Raw genomic sequence first — 15,070 nt, 5'->3', positions numbered from 1 at the left:
GCACGGTTCATACCCGGGGCTGAACGCCCCCCGGCTGTAATGAACCCTGTGAACCCCGACGCCAGACGCGTCCCGGAGCATAAGGAGGAACCTGAGGATGGCTACACCAGTAACAGCATCAACCATCAATCAGCCCACAGTGAAAACCGTGGGCTTTTTGGTGATACCAAACTTCACCACCATCGGTTTTGCCTCGGCCATCGAGACCCTGCGCATGGCCAATATGGCGGCGCGGCGCGAGATGTTTCGCAGTGTGATCATTGCCCCGAACCTGGACCCGGTCATCGCCAGCAACGGCATGCGCATCCTCCCCGACCATGCCGTTGGCGACACCCCGAAACTGGATATTCTGCTGGTAGTCGGTTCCAACCCCATCGTGTCCCACCTCAGCAGCCGGCCCGTGCTCAACTGGCTGCGCAAGCTGGCCCATGAGCAGGTGGTACTGGGCGGCATTTGCACCGGCAGTTACTGGCTGGCCCGTGCGGGTCTGCTCAAGGGTTATCGCTGCACCATCCACTGGGAAGACATTGAAACCCTCAAGGACCACTTCCCGGGGATCATCATCTCCAACCAGCTGTTCGAACTGGATCGTGATCGCTACACCTGCTCGGGCGGCGTGGCGTCGATGGACATGACCCTGCAATTGATTGCCCGCGAACCGGGCGGCCGGGAGATTGCAGCCCATGCCGCCGAACTGCTGCTGTGCGATCGCGCCCGTGGTGCCCAGGAGCAACAGCGCGTGCCGCTGCGGCAAAAGCTTGGCACCTCGCAGCCCAAGCTCAGCCAGGTAGTCGCCATCATGGAAGCCAACCTTGAAGAACCGGTGAGCCTTGAGGATCTGGCGCGCTTGAACGAGGTGTCGGTGCGCCAACTGGAGCGCCTGTTTCACAAGCACTTGCAGCGTACGCCAAGCCAGTACTACCTCGAACTGCGCCTGGCCCGGGCCCGCAGCCTGTTGCTGCGCAGCGAATCCCAGGTCCGCGACATCGCCCTGGCCTGCGGGTTTGTCTCGGCGGCGCATTTTTCCAAGTGCTACAGCCGCCTATTCGGGGTTTCACCCATTGGCGAACGCAAACAGGTGGCGGTGCATTAAGCACAAAACGGGCTTGCTGACGACAGCAAGCCCGCTTCTGTAGAGGCCGGGTATCAGTCCTGCAAAGCTTTGTGCGCCGTCTCCCGGCTGGCCAGCATCGCCACCAGCGCCACGCCGGCCGCCGCCAGTAAATACCAGGCCGGAGCCATCTTGTTGCCGGTCAGTTGAATCAGCCAGGTGGCAATAAACGGTGCGGTGCCGCCAAACAAGGCATTGGCCACGTTAAAACTGAAGGCAAAACCGCTGAACCGTACCCGGGTCGGGAATATCTCGGCCAGGAAGCACGGCAAGGTACCGTCGTTCATCGCCAGGATGGCGCCGAAGGCAATCTGGATCATCAAAATCACCACCAGCGACGGGTTGCCGAGCATGCCGAACAGCGGAAACGTCAGCAGCAGGAACAGCACCGATGCGGTCACCAGCATGGTCTTGCGGCCAAAGCGGTCGGACAGCTTGCCCATCAAAAAGATCAGACCGATATAGGTCGCCAGGGACACGGTCGAGGCGATAAATGAATCGCTTTCACTCATGCCCATTTCCGTCGACAAGTAGGTGGGCATGTAACTGAGCAACAGGTAAAAGGCCACGGCATTGAGGCAGGTCACACCAATTCCGATCATCACAGCCCGGCGGTGAACCGTCAGCAGCTCACGAATCGGCGCATGGGTCGCGCACTCCTTGGCCTCCAGCCGTTGCTCCATCTCCAGGAATTTGGGTGAATCCTGCAAACTCATGCGGATATAACGCCCCACCAGACCAAAGGGTGCGGCCAGTAAAAACGGCAGGCGCCAGCCCCAGTCATGCAGGTTCTCGACGGTCATCAGGCTGTGCATGACGGCAACGAACACCGCGCCGAACAGAAGGCCGGCAGCCGTGCTCGCCGGCACGATGCTGGTATAAAACCCGCGCTTGCCGTCGGGGGCATATTCCGCCAGAAACGCCGAGGCCCCGGCATATTCACCGGAAGCCGAAAAGCCCTGGACCAGACGAATCAGCAGCAACAAGGCCGGGGCCCACAGACCGATATGGTTGTAGCCCGGCAGAATACCGATACAAAAGGTCGAGACGGTCATGATCAGAATCGACCACGACAAGGCGCTGCGGCGCCCGTACTTGTCGCCGAAATGCCCCCAGACCAGGCCACCGATCGGGCGCACGATAAACGACAGGGCGAACACCGCGAAGGTAGCCAGCAAACCGGTTGCCGCATCGGTCTGGGGAAAGAACGTCAGCGCAATCACTGTCGCCAGGTAGCCATAGGCTGCGTAGTCAAACCACTCGACAAAGTTGCCCATAAAGCTTGCGACTGCGGCGCGGCGCAGGGCCTTGCGCTCGCTCAGATGCTCAGTGTGTTGTGCTGCAGTCAGGGTGAGGATTGCACCTGGAGTACTCATCGGGCACCTCCCGAACAAGAGGTGGCGGCGTGGAAAACGGACAGCAAAGCCGGGACATGGGACATGACAAATACCCTCATTGTGTTGTTCTTGGCAGGGGTAATGGGTCAGCAAGCGCTGCGCGTCTGGGCACGCATGCGCGGGTTCTTGGCAACGACCGTTAAAGCGATTCACCGGTTTTACGATCGCAGCCTCACCTGTACAGCTACGTACTTCGTAGCAGCTGCCGCAGGCGGCGTCCGGCGGCGTAGCCGTCGTAAAACCGGACAAGCCCGATCCGCCGGACTTGCGATCGCTACGCAATCGATCGCGACCTCGCATGGCTCGACAGCGCCTACAAGTGCGCACTTCGTAGTCGCTGGCGCAGTCGTCGTAAAACTATTTCTTGATGATGTTGTGCTCCGGGCCATACGGGAAACGGGTGATGTTTTCCCCGCCATGCTCATTGACGATCAAAATATCGTGCTCGCGATAGCCGCCCGCCCCCGGCCGCCCTTCAGGGATCATGATCATCGGCTCGATGGAGATCACCATGCCCGGTTCGAGCACCGTATCGATGTCTTCACGCAGCTCCAGCCCGGCCTCGCGGCCATAGTAGTGACTCAGGGTGCCAAACGAGTGGCCGTAGCCGAAGGTCCGGTATTGCAGCAGGTCGTGCTCCAGGAATATCTCGTTGAGTTGCAGCGCAATATCCGAGCAACGCATGCCCGGCTTGATCAGCTTTAACCCGGCTTCATGCACCTTGACGTTGACCTCCCACAAGCGCAGATGCTCGTCAGAGCAGTGATCCAGAAACAGCGTGCGCTCCAGAGCCGTGTAATAACCGGCAATCATCGGGAAGCAATTGAGGCTCAGAATGTCGCCCTTATTCACCTTGCGCGTGGTCACCGGGTTGTGTGCGCCGTCGGTATTGATCCCCGACTGGAACCAGGTCCAGGTGTCCATCAGCTCGGAGTCCGGGAAGGTGCGGGCAATTTCGCGCACCATCGCCTGGGTTGCATGCAGAGCCACTTCGTATTCCGGAACCTGGTCGCGCAAGGCTTCAACAACGGCAGCGCCGCCGATGTCTGCAATTCGTGCGCCATGACGAATAATCGCGTGTTCTTCTGCTGATTTGATCATGCGCATACGCATGCACGGTGCGGCAATATCCACCAGTTCGGCCTGCGGGTAACGGCTGGCGAGCTTGTCGCGATTGAGCAAGTTCAAATGATCAAACTCGATACCGATGCGCCCTGCACTCGGTAGTGCCTGCTGGATCGCGACAAAGTAGTTATCGCGCTGCCAGTCGGTATACACAATATTGTGGGTACCCATGGTCCGGCGCCATGGCTGGCCGCCATCGATGTTGGCACTGATGGTGACTGCACCATCCTGGGTCACAACCAGCGCGTAATGCCTCCCGAAAGAGCAGTACAGGAAATCGCTGTAATAATTGATGTTGTGATACGAGGTAAACACCGCCGCATCAATATTGTTCTGCGCCATATACGCGCGCAGCTTGGCCTGGCGATTGGCATATTCCTGGGCAGAGAACGTTGCAGTGACTTTCTCACCGTTCTTGATCTCAATGGTTTTCGGCATTTGCATGTCAGTTACCCTGGTCTGTGATCGAACTTCGAAGCCGCCGTCAGGCGGGTCGTTGAGGATCATTCGAACAGATAAAAAGCTGACTTTTTTGTGTGAATCCGACCTGTAGTTGGTCATACCCGCTGTAGCCCCACCGCTCCCAGCCTGTAGCTTGAGGAAGGGATGTAGTCGCTGACGAGCAGGCCCCGCAACTGAAGGTCCTGCGGCCCTTATCGCAGCCTCGTGCCTCGACAGCGACTACAGGGACACTCGCTTTGCGTAGCAGTTGCCGAAGGCTACGTCCGATTGCGCAGCAATCGTAATCCTCAGTGCACGCCGGCCTCTCCGGAGTGCCACACCATCCAGACGCAGCCTACGGGTGCAGGGATGTAGTCGCTGACGAGGCACGAGGCTGCGATGGACTGCGCAGCAGGCCCCGTAACTGAAGGCCCTGCGGCCCTTATCGCAGCCTCGTGCCTCGACAGCGACTACAGGAACACCCGCTTTACGTAGCAGTTGCCGAAGGCTACGTCCGGTTGCGCAGCAATCGTAATCCTCAGCACACACCGGCCTCACCGGAGTGCCACACCACGCAGACGCAGCCTACGGGTGCAGGGATGTAGTCGCTGACGAGGCACGAGACTGCGATGGACTGCGCAGCAGGCCCCGTAACTGAAGGCCCTGCGGCCCTTATCGCAGCCTCGTTTCACTCGTCAGCTGCTACAGGGATACCCGCTTTGCGTAGCAGTTGCCGAAGGCTACGTCCGATTGCGAAGCAATCGTAATCCTCAGCACACACCAGACTCGCCGGAGTGCCGCACCACGCGGACGCAGCCTCGTTTTACTCGTCAGCTGCTACAGGGATACCCGCTTCTTGTAGCAGTTGCCGAAGGCTACGTCCGATTGCGCAGCAATCGTAATCCTCAGCACACACCAGACTCACCGGAGTGCCGCACCACGCGGACGCAGCCTCGTTTTACTCGTCAGCTGCTACAGGGATACCCGCTTTGCGTAGCAGTTGCCGAAGGCTAGGTCCGATTGCGCAGCAATCGTAATCCTCAGCACGCGACAGCCTCCACGGAGTGCCGCACCACGCGGACGCAGCCTCGTTTCACTCGTCAGCTGCTACGGGAGCTCCCCCGCTTTTCGTAGCAGTTGCCGAAGGCTACGTCCGGTTGCGCAGCAATCGTAATCCTCAGCACGCGACAGCCTCCACGGAGTGCCGCACCACGCGGACGCAGCCTCGTTTCACTCGTCAGCTGCTACAGGGCTACCCGCTTTGCGTCGCAGTTGCCGAAGTCTACGTCCGATTGCGCAGCAATCGTAATCCTCAGCACGCGACAGCCTCCACGGAGTGCCGCACCACGCGGACGCAGCCTCGTTTCACTCGACAGCTGCTACAGGGATACCCGCTTTGCGTAGCAGTTGCCGAAGGCTTCGTCTGGCGATGTGCCGTCGCTGTCGAGGTATGAGGCAATGGCTGTAGGACCCTTCCTAAAAAGCTGCGGCGTATTCCGCCTCATATGTGCTGCAAAATATTGCTACCCCACTACAAACCCCGGTATCTCTTCAGGGATGATGTTAAAACCCCAGCGGCGCAGCAGCCTCACAAAAGCTCCTGCAACAAGTGTGTGTACCCCCCATCACCTGTGGACACCCCAGTGTTTGAAATCACCAGCTATCTAGGGCTGTTTCTGGCCGCCTTCGGTGCCGCTTCATTGCTGCCAATGCAATCTGAAGCGGTACTGGTCGCCATGCTGCTTTCCGGCAAGTACGCGGTAACCACCCTGCTGATCGTGGCCACCCTGGGCAATGTTCTGGGCTCGATACTGAACTGGCTGCTGGGGCGCTCGGTTGAACACTTTCGGCACAAACGCTGGTTCCCGGTAAGTGAACAAAAGCTCGACAAGGCCCAACAGTTCTATCTGCGCTATGGCCGCTGGTCATTGCTGTTGAGCTGGGTGCCGATCATTGGCGATCCACTGACCATGATCGCCGGCGTCATGCGCGAACCGCTATGGCGCTTTGTGCTGATTGTCACAGTGGCCAAAGGCGCCCGTTATCTGGTGCTGACAGCAGTGGCCCTGGGCTGGGCATCCCACACTTGAAAAACCAATTGCCTACATAACTTTCGCTCAATTCCTAAAATCTCAGAGACACGGCCTGCAGCCAGACTCAACGCAGCCTTGCACACTTGCGTAACCGAAAAATCCTGATGCTCAATTGCGTCAGGACGACCGCAGCGCAAGGAAAAGCGGATGTACCGTTCACTGCCCCAGCCTCGCTATAACCTGAGCCCTGAAGGTTTTGGCATGGTTCCTCAACCCCCTTCTTTTGACCGCCCTCCCGGTGCTTTCGAGCAGGAGCCGAGCAACTGGCCTTGGGTATCAATGGTGACCGGCGAAGTACGGCTCAGGCTGAGCGATGGCACACTCAACGGGCCCCTGCCGTTTGAATGGACACGCCTGTATTGCACCCGTTTCGTAGACACGGCCAGTGATCTGGGATTTGGCTGGAGCCACAGCCTGTGCCACCACCTGCAACGGGATGACGACGGTCTGCTGTGGACCGATAGCGAGAATCGCCAGACCCGCTTTGTGTGGCCCGGCGCGCAACGTCCGGCAATCACCTGCGCGCAGGTCAACGCTACCATCTACCTGGGCAACACCGACGGTGAACTGATCATCGCCCAGGCGGGAAAGCACTGTCGTTTCTTTCACTTTCAGGACCTCAAACTGTCCGCCGTCAGCGATGCCTACGGCAATCGCCTGAACATTGACTGGCACCTCGGACGCCTGCAGCGCATCGACAACGGCGCCGGGCGCGCCCTGTTGCTGCGCTACCAGCAAGGTTTGCTGTGCGCAGTGGACTACCAGCACTATGACGACAGTCATGAATCCGGCGATGCCCGGGGTCAGCAGCGGGCCGATCGCTGGTGCACCCTGCACACGCTCGTCACTTACGGCTACAACGACGCCGGGCAACTGACCGGCGCCAGCAATGCACTGCAAGAAACCGAGCAGTATCGCTACGACGCCTGGCATGTGATTCAGGAGCGGCAACTGGCCGGCGGCGCAGTGTCTTTCTGGACCTGGCAACACGCAGGCAAACACTCGCGCTGCATCCACCACACGACCAACTTCGGGCAGATGCATGTGGACTACCAATGGGATGACCGGGGCGCCGTCACGGTCAGGCATCAGGATGGCAGCCAGCACACCTGGGTCCATGACGCCAACGCCCGCCTCGTCAGCCACACCGGACCGGGCGGTGCCGAACACCATTACTCCCATGATGAGGAAGGCCGGCTGATTGCTGAAAAGGACCCTGCGGGCACCCTCACCCGATACCGCTACAACGAAGCCGGGCAACTCTCGGCGGTCATACCGGCCCTCGACGAACCCACGTTTTACAGCTACTTGAACGGTCACCTGCACAAGGTGCAACGCGGCCTGGCCTGCTGGATATACGAGCACAACGCCCGGGGCGACATCACCCGGCAAATCGACCCCAACGGTAATGTCACGACCTGGAGCTACACCTGCAGGGGGCAAATCAGTGCCCGGGTGCTACCCGACGGTGGCTATCACCGGCTCACCTGGAACCGCCTTGGCCAGCTACTGGACGAGACCCTGCCCGACGCCACGCAACAGCGTTACAGCTATGACCTGCGGGGTCTAAAAACAACCGCTCAGGATCAGTACGGCGCCATCACCCGCTACCAGTGGGATGCCCTTGGACGCCTGAGCCAAATGATCCTGCCCGGCGGCAAAACCCGCGCCTGGAGCTACAACGCCTATGGCAAGGTGATCGCCGAACGGGACGAACGCGGGCAGATTACCCGTTACGAATATGCCGACAACCTGCCCCTGCTCAGCAGCCGCATCAACCCCGATGGCAGCCAGCTCAATTACCGCTATGACAATTGTCTGCTGTTGCTCACCAGCATCGAAAACGAACGTAACGAACACTACCTGCTCGACTACCACCCCGGCGGCCTTGTCCGTCAGGAGGTCGGCTTTGACGGAACCAAAACTGGCTACAGCTACGACCTCAACGGCCGCCTGCTGGAGCAAATCGAATACCCGGATGCGGATTACCCTGACCAACAACCACTGATCACCCTTTATCAGCGTGACAGCGCCGGACGCCTGCTCCGCAAAACCCTGCCCGACGCCAGCACGATCGCCTGCACCTACGACAATCTGGGCCGTCTGACCCGGGTGACCGACGGCAAATGGCCGCTGGTTTACGAATACGACCTGCAGGACCGGCTGATCACCGAGCATCAGGGCCCGGCCATCCTGCGCTATCAATATGATGCTCTTGGCCAACTGAGCGCCTGCTACCTGCCTGACGGCAACCAACTGGTCTATCACTATCAAAAAGGCGCTGGCCTGTGCGCCATTGACCTCAATGGCGAACGCCTCAGCGAACACCAATTCGAAGCCGGCCGCGAAATTGCCCGCCAGCAAGGCAACCTGCACAGCCAGTACCGCTACGACCAGCAAGGACGATTGCAAGAGCATGCCATCACCTCCCGCAGCCCCGACCATGGCTTCGGTACCCGGCCGCTCTACAGCCGCCATTACCAATACGACGCCAGCGGCAATCTGCGCTTGCTTGGCGATAGCCGTCATGGCCAGCAAAGTTACAGCTACGACCTCCAGGGGCGGCTGATCGCAGTCAGGGGCAAGGCTGAAGAATGTTTCGAGCATGACCCGGCCGGTAACCTGTTGCGCCAGAGCGCCAGCGGCAGGGGGCGCAGCAGCCCGGCCAATGTCAAAGGCAACCGTCTGCTCATACAGGGCGACTGCCATTTCGTGTACGACGCCTACGGCAACCTGATCCAGGAGCGACGCGGCGCAGGTCAGCGTCTGGTGCGCCATTACCGCTATGACTGCCAGCACCGGCTGACGGCTATCACCCTGCCTGACGGCAGCGAAATCCAGTACCTCTATGACGCTTTGGGCCGGCGCATCGCCAAACAGGTCGATGACCGGAGCACCCGGTTTGTCTGGCTGGGCGAGTGCCTGCTCAGCGAAAGCAGCAGCCAAAAAGATTTACCGGCAAGTACCAGTTTCCGCAGTTATCTCTATGAACCAGGCACCTGTAAACCTCTGGCCCTGCTCCAGGGCGAAGGCCCGGGCGGCTCAATTTTCCACTATCAGCTAGACCCTTTCGGCACGCCCCTGGAGCTGACCGACCCGTGCGCAATAATCGTCTGGTCGGCCTGCTATCGCGCTTACGGCAACGTGCACACATTCGACATCGCCGACATCAGCAATCCCCTGCGTTTTCAGGGCCAGTATTACGACGACGAAAGCGGGCTGCATTACCACCGCCATCGCTACTACAACCCAAGCACAGGGCGCTATCTGAGCCCCGACCCGCTCAAACTGGCCGCTGGGCTGAACAGCTATCGCTATGAACCCGTGCTGAGGCAAGGCTGGAGGTGTAATACACCCCACAGGGGCATCAACAACCGCAGCGCCTGCAACACAGGCACTGCACCTGACCAGCAACGCCAGCATGCTGACTCCGTCAGGGAAACTGCGCCCCCGCCACTGCCACATGAATCATGTAGAGCGAGGTATTGGCCGTAATGAACAGCCGGTTACGCCGTGGCCCGCCAAAGGTCAGATTGGCCACTGTTTCCGGCAGTTTGATCTTGCCCAACATCACCCCGTTGGCATCAAAACATTGAATGCCATCCCCCGCGCTGGTCCAGATGTTGCCCTGCACATCAACCCGAAGCCCGTCAGGAATCCCCGGTTCGATATGGGTCAACACCCTCGACTCCCCCAGCCGGCAGTTGTCGATAACGCTCATGGCGCGGATGTGGTGGGCTGCATCCGGGTCGTGGGAACGGGCTGAGTCGGCGATGTACAGGGTTTTGCCGTCCGGCGAAAAGGCCAGGCCATTAGGTTGTTCGAAGTCGTCGGCAACGCAGGTGATGTGCAACGTATCAGGGTCGATGCGAAACACGTTGCGCCCGCTCTGCTCGGGCTCGGCCTGATAGCCCTCATAATCGCTGAGGATGCCGTAGGTGGGGTCGGTGAACCAGATACTGCCATCGCGATGGACTACCACGTCGTTGGGCGAGTTCAGGCGTTTGCCTTCATATTGATCAGCCAGGGTGGTGATGCTGCCATCCGGTTCGGTGCGGGTGACGCTGCGCGTACCGTGCTGGCAGGTCACCAGCCGCCCCTGCAGGTCGCGGGTGTTGCCATTGGCGAAATTGGACGCCGGACGAAACACCGAAACCCCCTGCTCCGGGGTCCAGCGCAGGATGCGCTCGTTGGGGATGTCACTCCACAACAGGTAGCCGCCGTCGTTGAACCACACCGGGCCTTCTGCCCAGCGGCACTTGTCGTAGAGGCGCTCAAGCTGGGTGTTGGGCAGGGTCAGGCTGCGAAAACGCTTGTCGTGAAACTCGTAGATATCATCATTCATGGTTCTGTCCTCAAAGGCTGCGCAGCGTCTTGCGCCCGCTGACGGCGGCAATTACCGCGATTATGATGACGCCGGTGAGGATCAGCCGCACACCGGCGCTGGCGCCAAAGGTGTTGAGCATGCTCACCAGCAAGTAAAGAAACAGTGCCGCGCCCCACAGGCCCGGCACGTTGGAAAACCCGCCCGCTACCGACGTGCCGCCAATCACCACCACCGCAATCGATGCCAGCAAGTATTCCTCGCCCATGCTCAGGGACGCGCCTCCGGAAAACCCGGCCAGCAGCACCCCGCAGACACTGGCAAACACCGCACTCAGCACATAGGTGGCCCAGCGCACCCGCTCGACCCGTACGCCGGCCAGTTCGGCAGCACGCATGTTCTGGCCGATGGCCAGGGTCCAGCGTCCATAGCGGGTGCGCGTCAACAGGTAACCGGCGAGTACCGTAAGCAAGGCGACGGCCAGCGCCAGATAAGGAATGCCCAGCCACTTGCCGGTAGAGAACTGGTAGAACAGCTCCGGCGGCGCGATCCGCACGCTGCGCCCGTAGGCAATGGCCATGGACTGCAACAGAAAGCTTGCCGACAAGGTGGCGATGATCGGCGGGATGCGCAGCAGGCGGATCAGCGCGTAATTGGCGCACCCCACCAGCACGCCAACCCCCAGCACCCCGGCCACACCCAAGGCAATCAGGCCGTTCTGGCTGTCCATCAACTTCATGCCGACCGCACCGCTGAGGGCGATATTGGCCGGAATCGACAGGTCGATATTGCCGGGGCCGGTGGTGATGACAAACATCTGCCCCACGCCGACGATGACAAAAAATGCCGAGAACGACAGCGCACTGGAGGTCAGCGCACCCGCGCCCTCACCGGCGGTAAACGCCAGGGTGGCCAGCCATACCAGCAAGGCCGCCAGAAACGACCACAACCAGGGTTTGCTGCGAATACGGTTCAGAGCAATGGGCAGGTTCATACCGGACGTACCTCCAGACGGTTGACGGCCGTGCGCAGGGCCAGCACCAGGATCAAAATCGCGCCCTGGGCACCGATCTGCCAGTCGGGGGATATGCGGATAAACGACAGCAGTGACCCGGCCAGCACCAGCGTCAACGCCCCCAGCACGGCACCGACGGGGGATACCCGGCCGCCGGTAAATTCACCACCGCCCAGAATCACTCCGGCAATCGACAGCAAGGTGTAACGCAACGCCATGTTGGCGTCGGCCGAGGTGGTCAGGCCCACCAGGAACAACCCGGAAAGCACACCGAAGCCTCCCGCCAGGGCATACAGCGTGACCTTGATCCGCAACAGCGACCAGCCAGCCTTGGCCATCGCCAGCGGGTTACCGCCGGCGCCACGCAAGACCACGCCAAACCTGGAACGCATCAAAAACAGGTGCACCGCCGCGGCCAGTACCACGCACACCACAATGGCGAACGGCAGTACCGGGGTCTTGATTTTGACCAGAGCCTGCAACCATTGCGGCGCACTGCCGCCGGGTGCGGGCAGCAATAGCACCGCGCCGCCGACCCAGATGAACGACATGCCCAGGGTCACCACAATGGCCGGTAACCGGCGAGTGTGAATCAGCGCCCCGAGCAACGCGTAAACCCCGATGCAGCCCACCAGCACCAGGCCTCCCAGCAGCGGGTGGTCGTTGAGCAAGGTAGCGGCCACGCAGGCCACAAAGCTGATGAAACTGCCCAGCGACAGATCAAGGTCGTTGACCGTGATGATCAACATCTGCGCGATGGTGGCCAGGGCAATCGGCACTGCCAGGTTGAGCATCAGGTTCATGCCCATGTAACTCATGGCCCGCGGCTGCATGATGAAAATCGTCACCAGCAGCACCACCAGAGAAATGGCGGGCAAGGCGTTGCGCAACCAGCGGGCGCGATTCACCGCCCCGGTTGCCGATCCCGGAACATTGGGCGCAGCTGGAGTTTTTAACGTCATGGGTTGAGGCGCGTTCATGCCACCTCCTCCTGAAAGGAACTGCGCAGGATTTGCGCTTCGCTCAGTTCATTGCGCGGCATGTCTGCCACGGCCTGACCGTTGCGAAACACGTAGATGTGATCACAGTGGTTGAGCTCTTCAAGTTCGGTGGAGTACCAGATGAAGGTGCGCCCGCGGGCCGCCTCTTCCTTGATGATGGCGTAGACCTCGCGCTTGGTGCCCACATCGACCCCGCGCATGGGGTCGTCCATCAGAATCAGCTCGCTGTCACTGGCCAGTGCCCGGGCAAACAGGGCCTTTTGCTGATTGCCGCCGGAGAGCGACAGAATCGGATTATTCATGTCCGGGGTGCGGATGTTCATCCGCTGCTGCCACTTGGCCGCCATCGCCTGTTCTGCCTGCGGGTCGATCAACACCCCGTGCCTGAGCGCCGCCAGAGAGCTGATGGTGATGTTCTCGGCAATGGACCACAAACTGAACACCCCGTCGGTCTGCCGGTCGCCTGCCACCATGGCCACCCGCTGCCCGCTGGCAACCCGCTCGCGCAGCAACTGCACCAGCAATTGGCTCTGGCCCTGGCTGGCAAGCCCGGCCAGACCGACGATCTCACCGGGCCAGGCGGCCACTGTCTGCCCGTTCTGCTGGCGTGCCGGCAACTGCTCCACCACCGGGGTCTGCCCGTTGCGCCTGGAAATAAAGGCCTGTGCCTGATCCTGGGGTTTGCTCACCGTGCCCATGCACTCCACCAGTGAGGCGTGGGTGAAAGCACTGGCAGCCCGCACCTCGACCACACAGCCATCGCTCATGACCGCAATGCGGTCACAGGTGGCGAGCATCTCGCCCAGAATGTGGCTGATCAGCACCACGCAGCCGCCACTCTCGACGTAGCGCCGCACGTGGCGCAGCAATTGTTCGGCGACTCGCGCATCCAGCGACGAGGTGGGTTCATCGAGAATCACCAGCGCCAGATGCTCATCCACACAGGTAAAAGCACGGGCGATTTCGACCATTTGCCGCTGACCGATGGGCAAATCCGCCACCACATCGCCCGGGCTGATCCCGTGGCCCGGAAAAATGCTATCCAGAGTGGCCACAATCAATGCCCCCGCCTTGCGCCGCCAGCCAAAGCCGCGCAGGCCGGGGCACATCAACCGGGTATTTTCGGCCACGGTCAGGTTGGGGCACAGCGACAGTTCCTGAAACACGCAGCGAATCCCGTGTTGCCGGGCCACCTGTACCGAGTAGCCACTGCGCACATCCGCACCGCCCATCAGCACCGCGCCGCTATCGGCTCCCAGCGTCCCCGCCAGAATATGCATCAGGGTCGACTTGCCCGCGCCGTTATGGCCGATCAGCCCCAGACACTCGCCGGAGTGAAACATCAGATCTACATCATTTAATGCGCGCACGGCGCCAAAACGCTTGCCGACCCCCTTGAGGTCAACCAGCGCTGCTTGAGTAACAGTCATTGCGCTCTCCTCGACCGGCCACGCTTATTGAGGTGCAGGGCTCTTCAGTTGCGCAACGTCGTCGACGCTGTAGACGTGACTGACGATCCCGCCCTTCTCCAAACCTTTGAGCGAGCTTTCGAGGGTGTCCTGGGTGACGCTGATCGCGGGCGACAGCAGGTCATGGGGCAACTGTTTGCCGTCGAGCAATTGTTGGGCGACCCAGAACGACAGGCTGGAGATGCTCGGCGCGCTGGAGATCGAGAACGACTCGTAGCCGTTGGCGTCTGTCTGTTTTTTCCACCACGCCAGTTCTTCTTCGCGGTTACCGAAAATGATCACAGGCAGTGGCCGGCCCGCTGCAGTGAAGGCCTGGGCCACACCGAAGCCGTCATCCCCCTGGGTCACCACCGCGTCGATTTTTGGCAAGCTGGGCAAGATACCTGCCACCGCTTTTTGGGCCGCGGTCTGCGACCAGTTGCCGTTGACCGAGCCCACGACCTTCAACTGCGGGTGCTTGCTCGCGCCGGCAACGACCCCGGAGTGAATCATCTCGTCAACCGAGACCCCGGCCAGGCCGCGCACTTCAAGCACATTGGCGCCGTCGGGGAAGCGCTTGGCCAGATAGTCCATGCCATCCATGCCGCTTTTTTTGAAATCCATGGAAATTCTGTAGGCGCAGGGTTCAGTGACGATGCCGTCGAAAGACACCACAACAATTCCCGCATCGCAGGCCTGTTTGACCGCACCGTTGAGTGCCGTGGGCGAAGCCGCATTGATCACGATGGCGTTGTAGCCCTGCAAGATCAGATTCTGGATCTGCGCCGCCTGCTCGGTGGCCTGGTTTTCACCCGTGGTGAAGGAGTCCGCACCGGCAATGATCCCGGCCTTGACCGCCTGATCAGTGGTCTGCTGCCAGCTGTTGAGCATGCTCTGGCGCCAGGAGTTACCGGCGTAGTTATTGGACAGCGCGATGGTTTTGTCGGCCGTGTCGGCCTGGGCGTGCATGAAGGGGGTAATCAGCAAGGCAGTGGACAATAAGGCGCAACGCAGCGTGTGACGTTCCATGACATGACCCTTGTTATTTTTGTGGGCTAATTGACACCCTCAGTCTGATCGGGCCACGGGCCTCTGTCTGGGGCGTTGATGCACAC

At 60.5% G+C, this 15,070-nt stretch carries 9 protein-coding genes and 1 pseudogene; 3 read left to right on the top strand and 7 right to left on the bottom strand.

Annotated elements, in window-relative coordinates:
• Positions 1–97: 97 nt before the first annotated feature.
• A complete protein-coding gene (locus ACP7BO_RS20525) occupies positions 98–1,093 on the top strand; it encodes a GlxA family transcriptional regulator (protein ID WP_426212399.1) in 996 nt (331 codons plus the stop codon).
• A 53-nt stretch (positions 1,094–1,146) separates the two neighbouring features.
• Here ACP7BO_RS20525 and ACP7BO_RS20520 read toward each other — a convergent pair whose 3' ends face one another.
• Both ACP7BO_RS20520 and ACP7BO_RS20515 read right to left on the bottom strand, forming a co-directional pair.
• Positions 1,147–2,487, bottom strand: coding sequence for an MFS transporter (locus ACP7BO_RS20520; protein WP_426212397.1), 1,341 nt, complete (start codon positions 2,485–2,487; stop codon positions 1,147–1,149).
• Between the two features lie 378 nt (positions 2,488–2,865).
• The gene (locus ACP7BO_RS20515; RefSeq protein ID WP_426212395.1) at positions 2,866–4,077 is read right to left on the bottom strand and encodes a M24 family metallopeptidase; all 1,212 of its coding nucleotides are present in this window, start codon (positions 4,075–4,077) and stop codon (positions 2,866–2,868) included.
• Between the two features lie 1,640 nt (positions 4,078–5,717).
• Between ACP7BO_RS20515 and ACP7BO_RS20510 the strand changes: the two genes are divergently transcribed.
• The gene (locus tag ACP7BO_RS20510; RefSeq protein WP_426212393.1) at positions 5,718–6,164 is read left to right on the top strand and encodes a YqaA family protein; all 447 of its coding nucleotides are present in this window, start codon (positions 5,718–5,720) and stop codon (positions 6,162–6,164) included.
• Between the two features lie 276 nt (positions 6,165–6,440).
• Positions 6,441–9,491, top strand: a pseudogene (locus ACP7BO_RS20505) (RHS repeat-associated core domain-containing protein); the annotation flags it as partial.
• Positions 9,492–9,600: 109 nt separating this feature from the next.
• Here the strand turns inward: ACP7BO_RS20505 and ACP7BO_RS20500 are convergent.
• From ACP7BO_RS20500 to ACP7BO_RS20480, 5 genes are read right to left on the bottom strand one after another with little or no spacing between them, the layout of a single operon-like run.
• A complete protein-coding gene (locus tag ACP7BO_RS20500) occupies positions 9,601–10,512 on the bottom strand; it encodes an SMP-30/gluconolactonase/LRE family protein (RefSeq protein ID WP_426212391.1) in 912 nt (303 codons plus the stop codon).
• A gap of 10 nt (positions 10,513–10,522) precedes the next feature.
• Positions 10,523–11,485 (bottom strand): ABC transporter permease, encoded by a 963-nt coding sequence (locus tag ACP7BO_RS20495; RefSeq protein WP_060691841.1) that lies wholly within the window; start codon positions 11,483–11,485, stop codon positions 10,523–10,525.
• The gene (locus tag ACP7BO_RS20490; protein WP_426212389.1) at positions 11,482–12,486 is read right to left on the bottom strand and encodes an ABC transporter permease; all 1,005 of its coding nucleotides are present in this window, start codon (positions 12,484–12,486) and stop codon (positions 11,482–11,484) included. The genes ACP7BO_RS20495 and ACP7BO_RS20490 overlap by 4 nt, the downstream gene beginning before the upstream one ends.
• Positions 12,483–13,937, bottom strand: coding sequence for a sugar ABC transporter ATP-binding protein (locus tag ACP7BO_RS20485; protein WP_426212387.1), 1,455 nt, complete (start codon positions 13,935–13,937; stop codon positions 12,483–12,485). Before ACP7BO_RS20485 ends, ACP7BO_RS20490 begins: the two co-directional genes overlap by 4 nt.
• 24 nt (positions 13,938–13,961) lie before the next feature.
• The gene (locus tag ACP7BO_RS20480; RefSeq protein ID WP_060691835.1) at positions 13,962–14,984 is read right to left on the bottom strand and encodes an ABC transporter substrate-binding protein; all 1,023 of its coding nucleotides are present in this window, start codon (positions 14,982–14,984) and stop codon (positions 13,962–13,964) included.
• Between the last annotated feature and the right edge of the window lie 86 nt (positions 14,985–15,070).

Source organism: Pseudomonas sp. TWR2-1-1, assembly GCF_049897045.1.
Classification (GTDB): Bacteria; Pseudomonadota; Gammaproteobacteria; order Pseudomonadales; family Pseudomonadaceae; genus Aquipseudomonas; species Aquipseudomonas versuta.
Note: the sequence above shows the minus strand (reverse complement) of the source record. Positions and strands in the feature narration are given on the sequence as shown.

Coding starts and splice junctions, on each gene's coding strand:
- ACP7BO_RS20525 (WP_426212399.1), top strand. CDS start 98: ATGGCTACACCAGTAACAGCATCAACCATCAATCAGCCCACAGTGAAA.
- ACP7BO_RS20520 (WP_426212397.1), bottom strand. CDS start 2,487: ATGAGTACTCCAGGTGCAATCCTCACCCTGACTGCAGCACAACACACT.
- ACP7BO_RS20515 (WP_426212395.1), bottom strand. CDS start 4,077: ATGCAAATGCCGAAAACCATTGAGATCAAGAACGGTGAGAAAGTCACT.
- ACP7BO_RS20500 (WP_426212391.1), bottom strand. CDS start 10,512: ATGAATGATGATATCTACGAGTTTCACGACAAGCGTTTTCGCAGCCTG.
- ACP7BO_RS20495 (WP_060691841.1), bottom strand. CDS start 11,485: ATGAACCTGCCCATTGCTCTGAACCGTATTCGCAGCAAACCCTGGTTG.
- ACP7BO_RS20490 (WP_426212389.1), bottom strand. CDS start 12,486: ATGAACGCGCCTCAACCCATGACGTTAAAAACTCCAGCTGCGCCCAAT.
- ACP7BO_RS20485 (WP_426212387.1), bottom strand. CDS start 13,937: ATGACTGTTACTCAAGCAGCGCTGGTTGACCTCAAGGGGGTCGGCAAG.
- ACP7BO_RS20480 (WP_060691835.1), bottom strand. CDS start 14,984: ATGGAACGTCACACGCTGCGTTGCGCCTTATTGTCCACTGCCTTGCTG.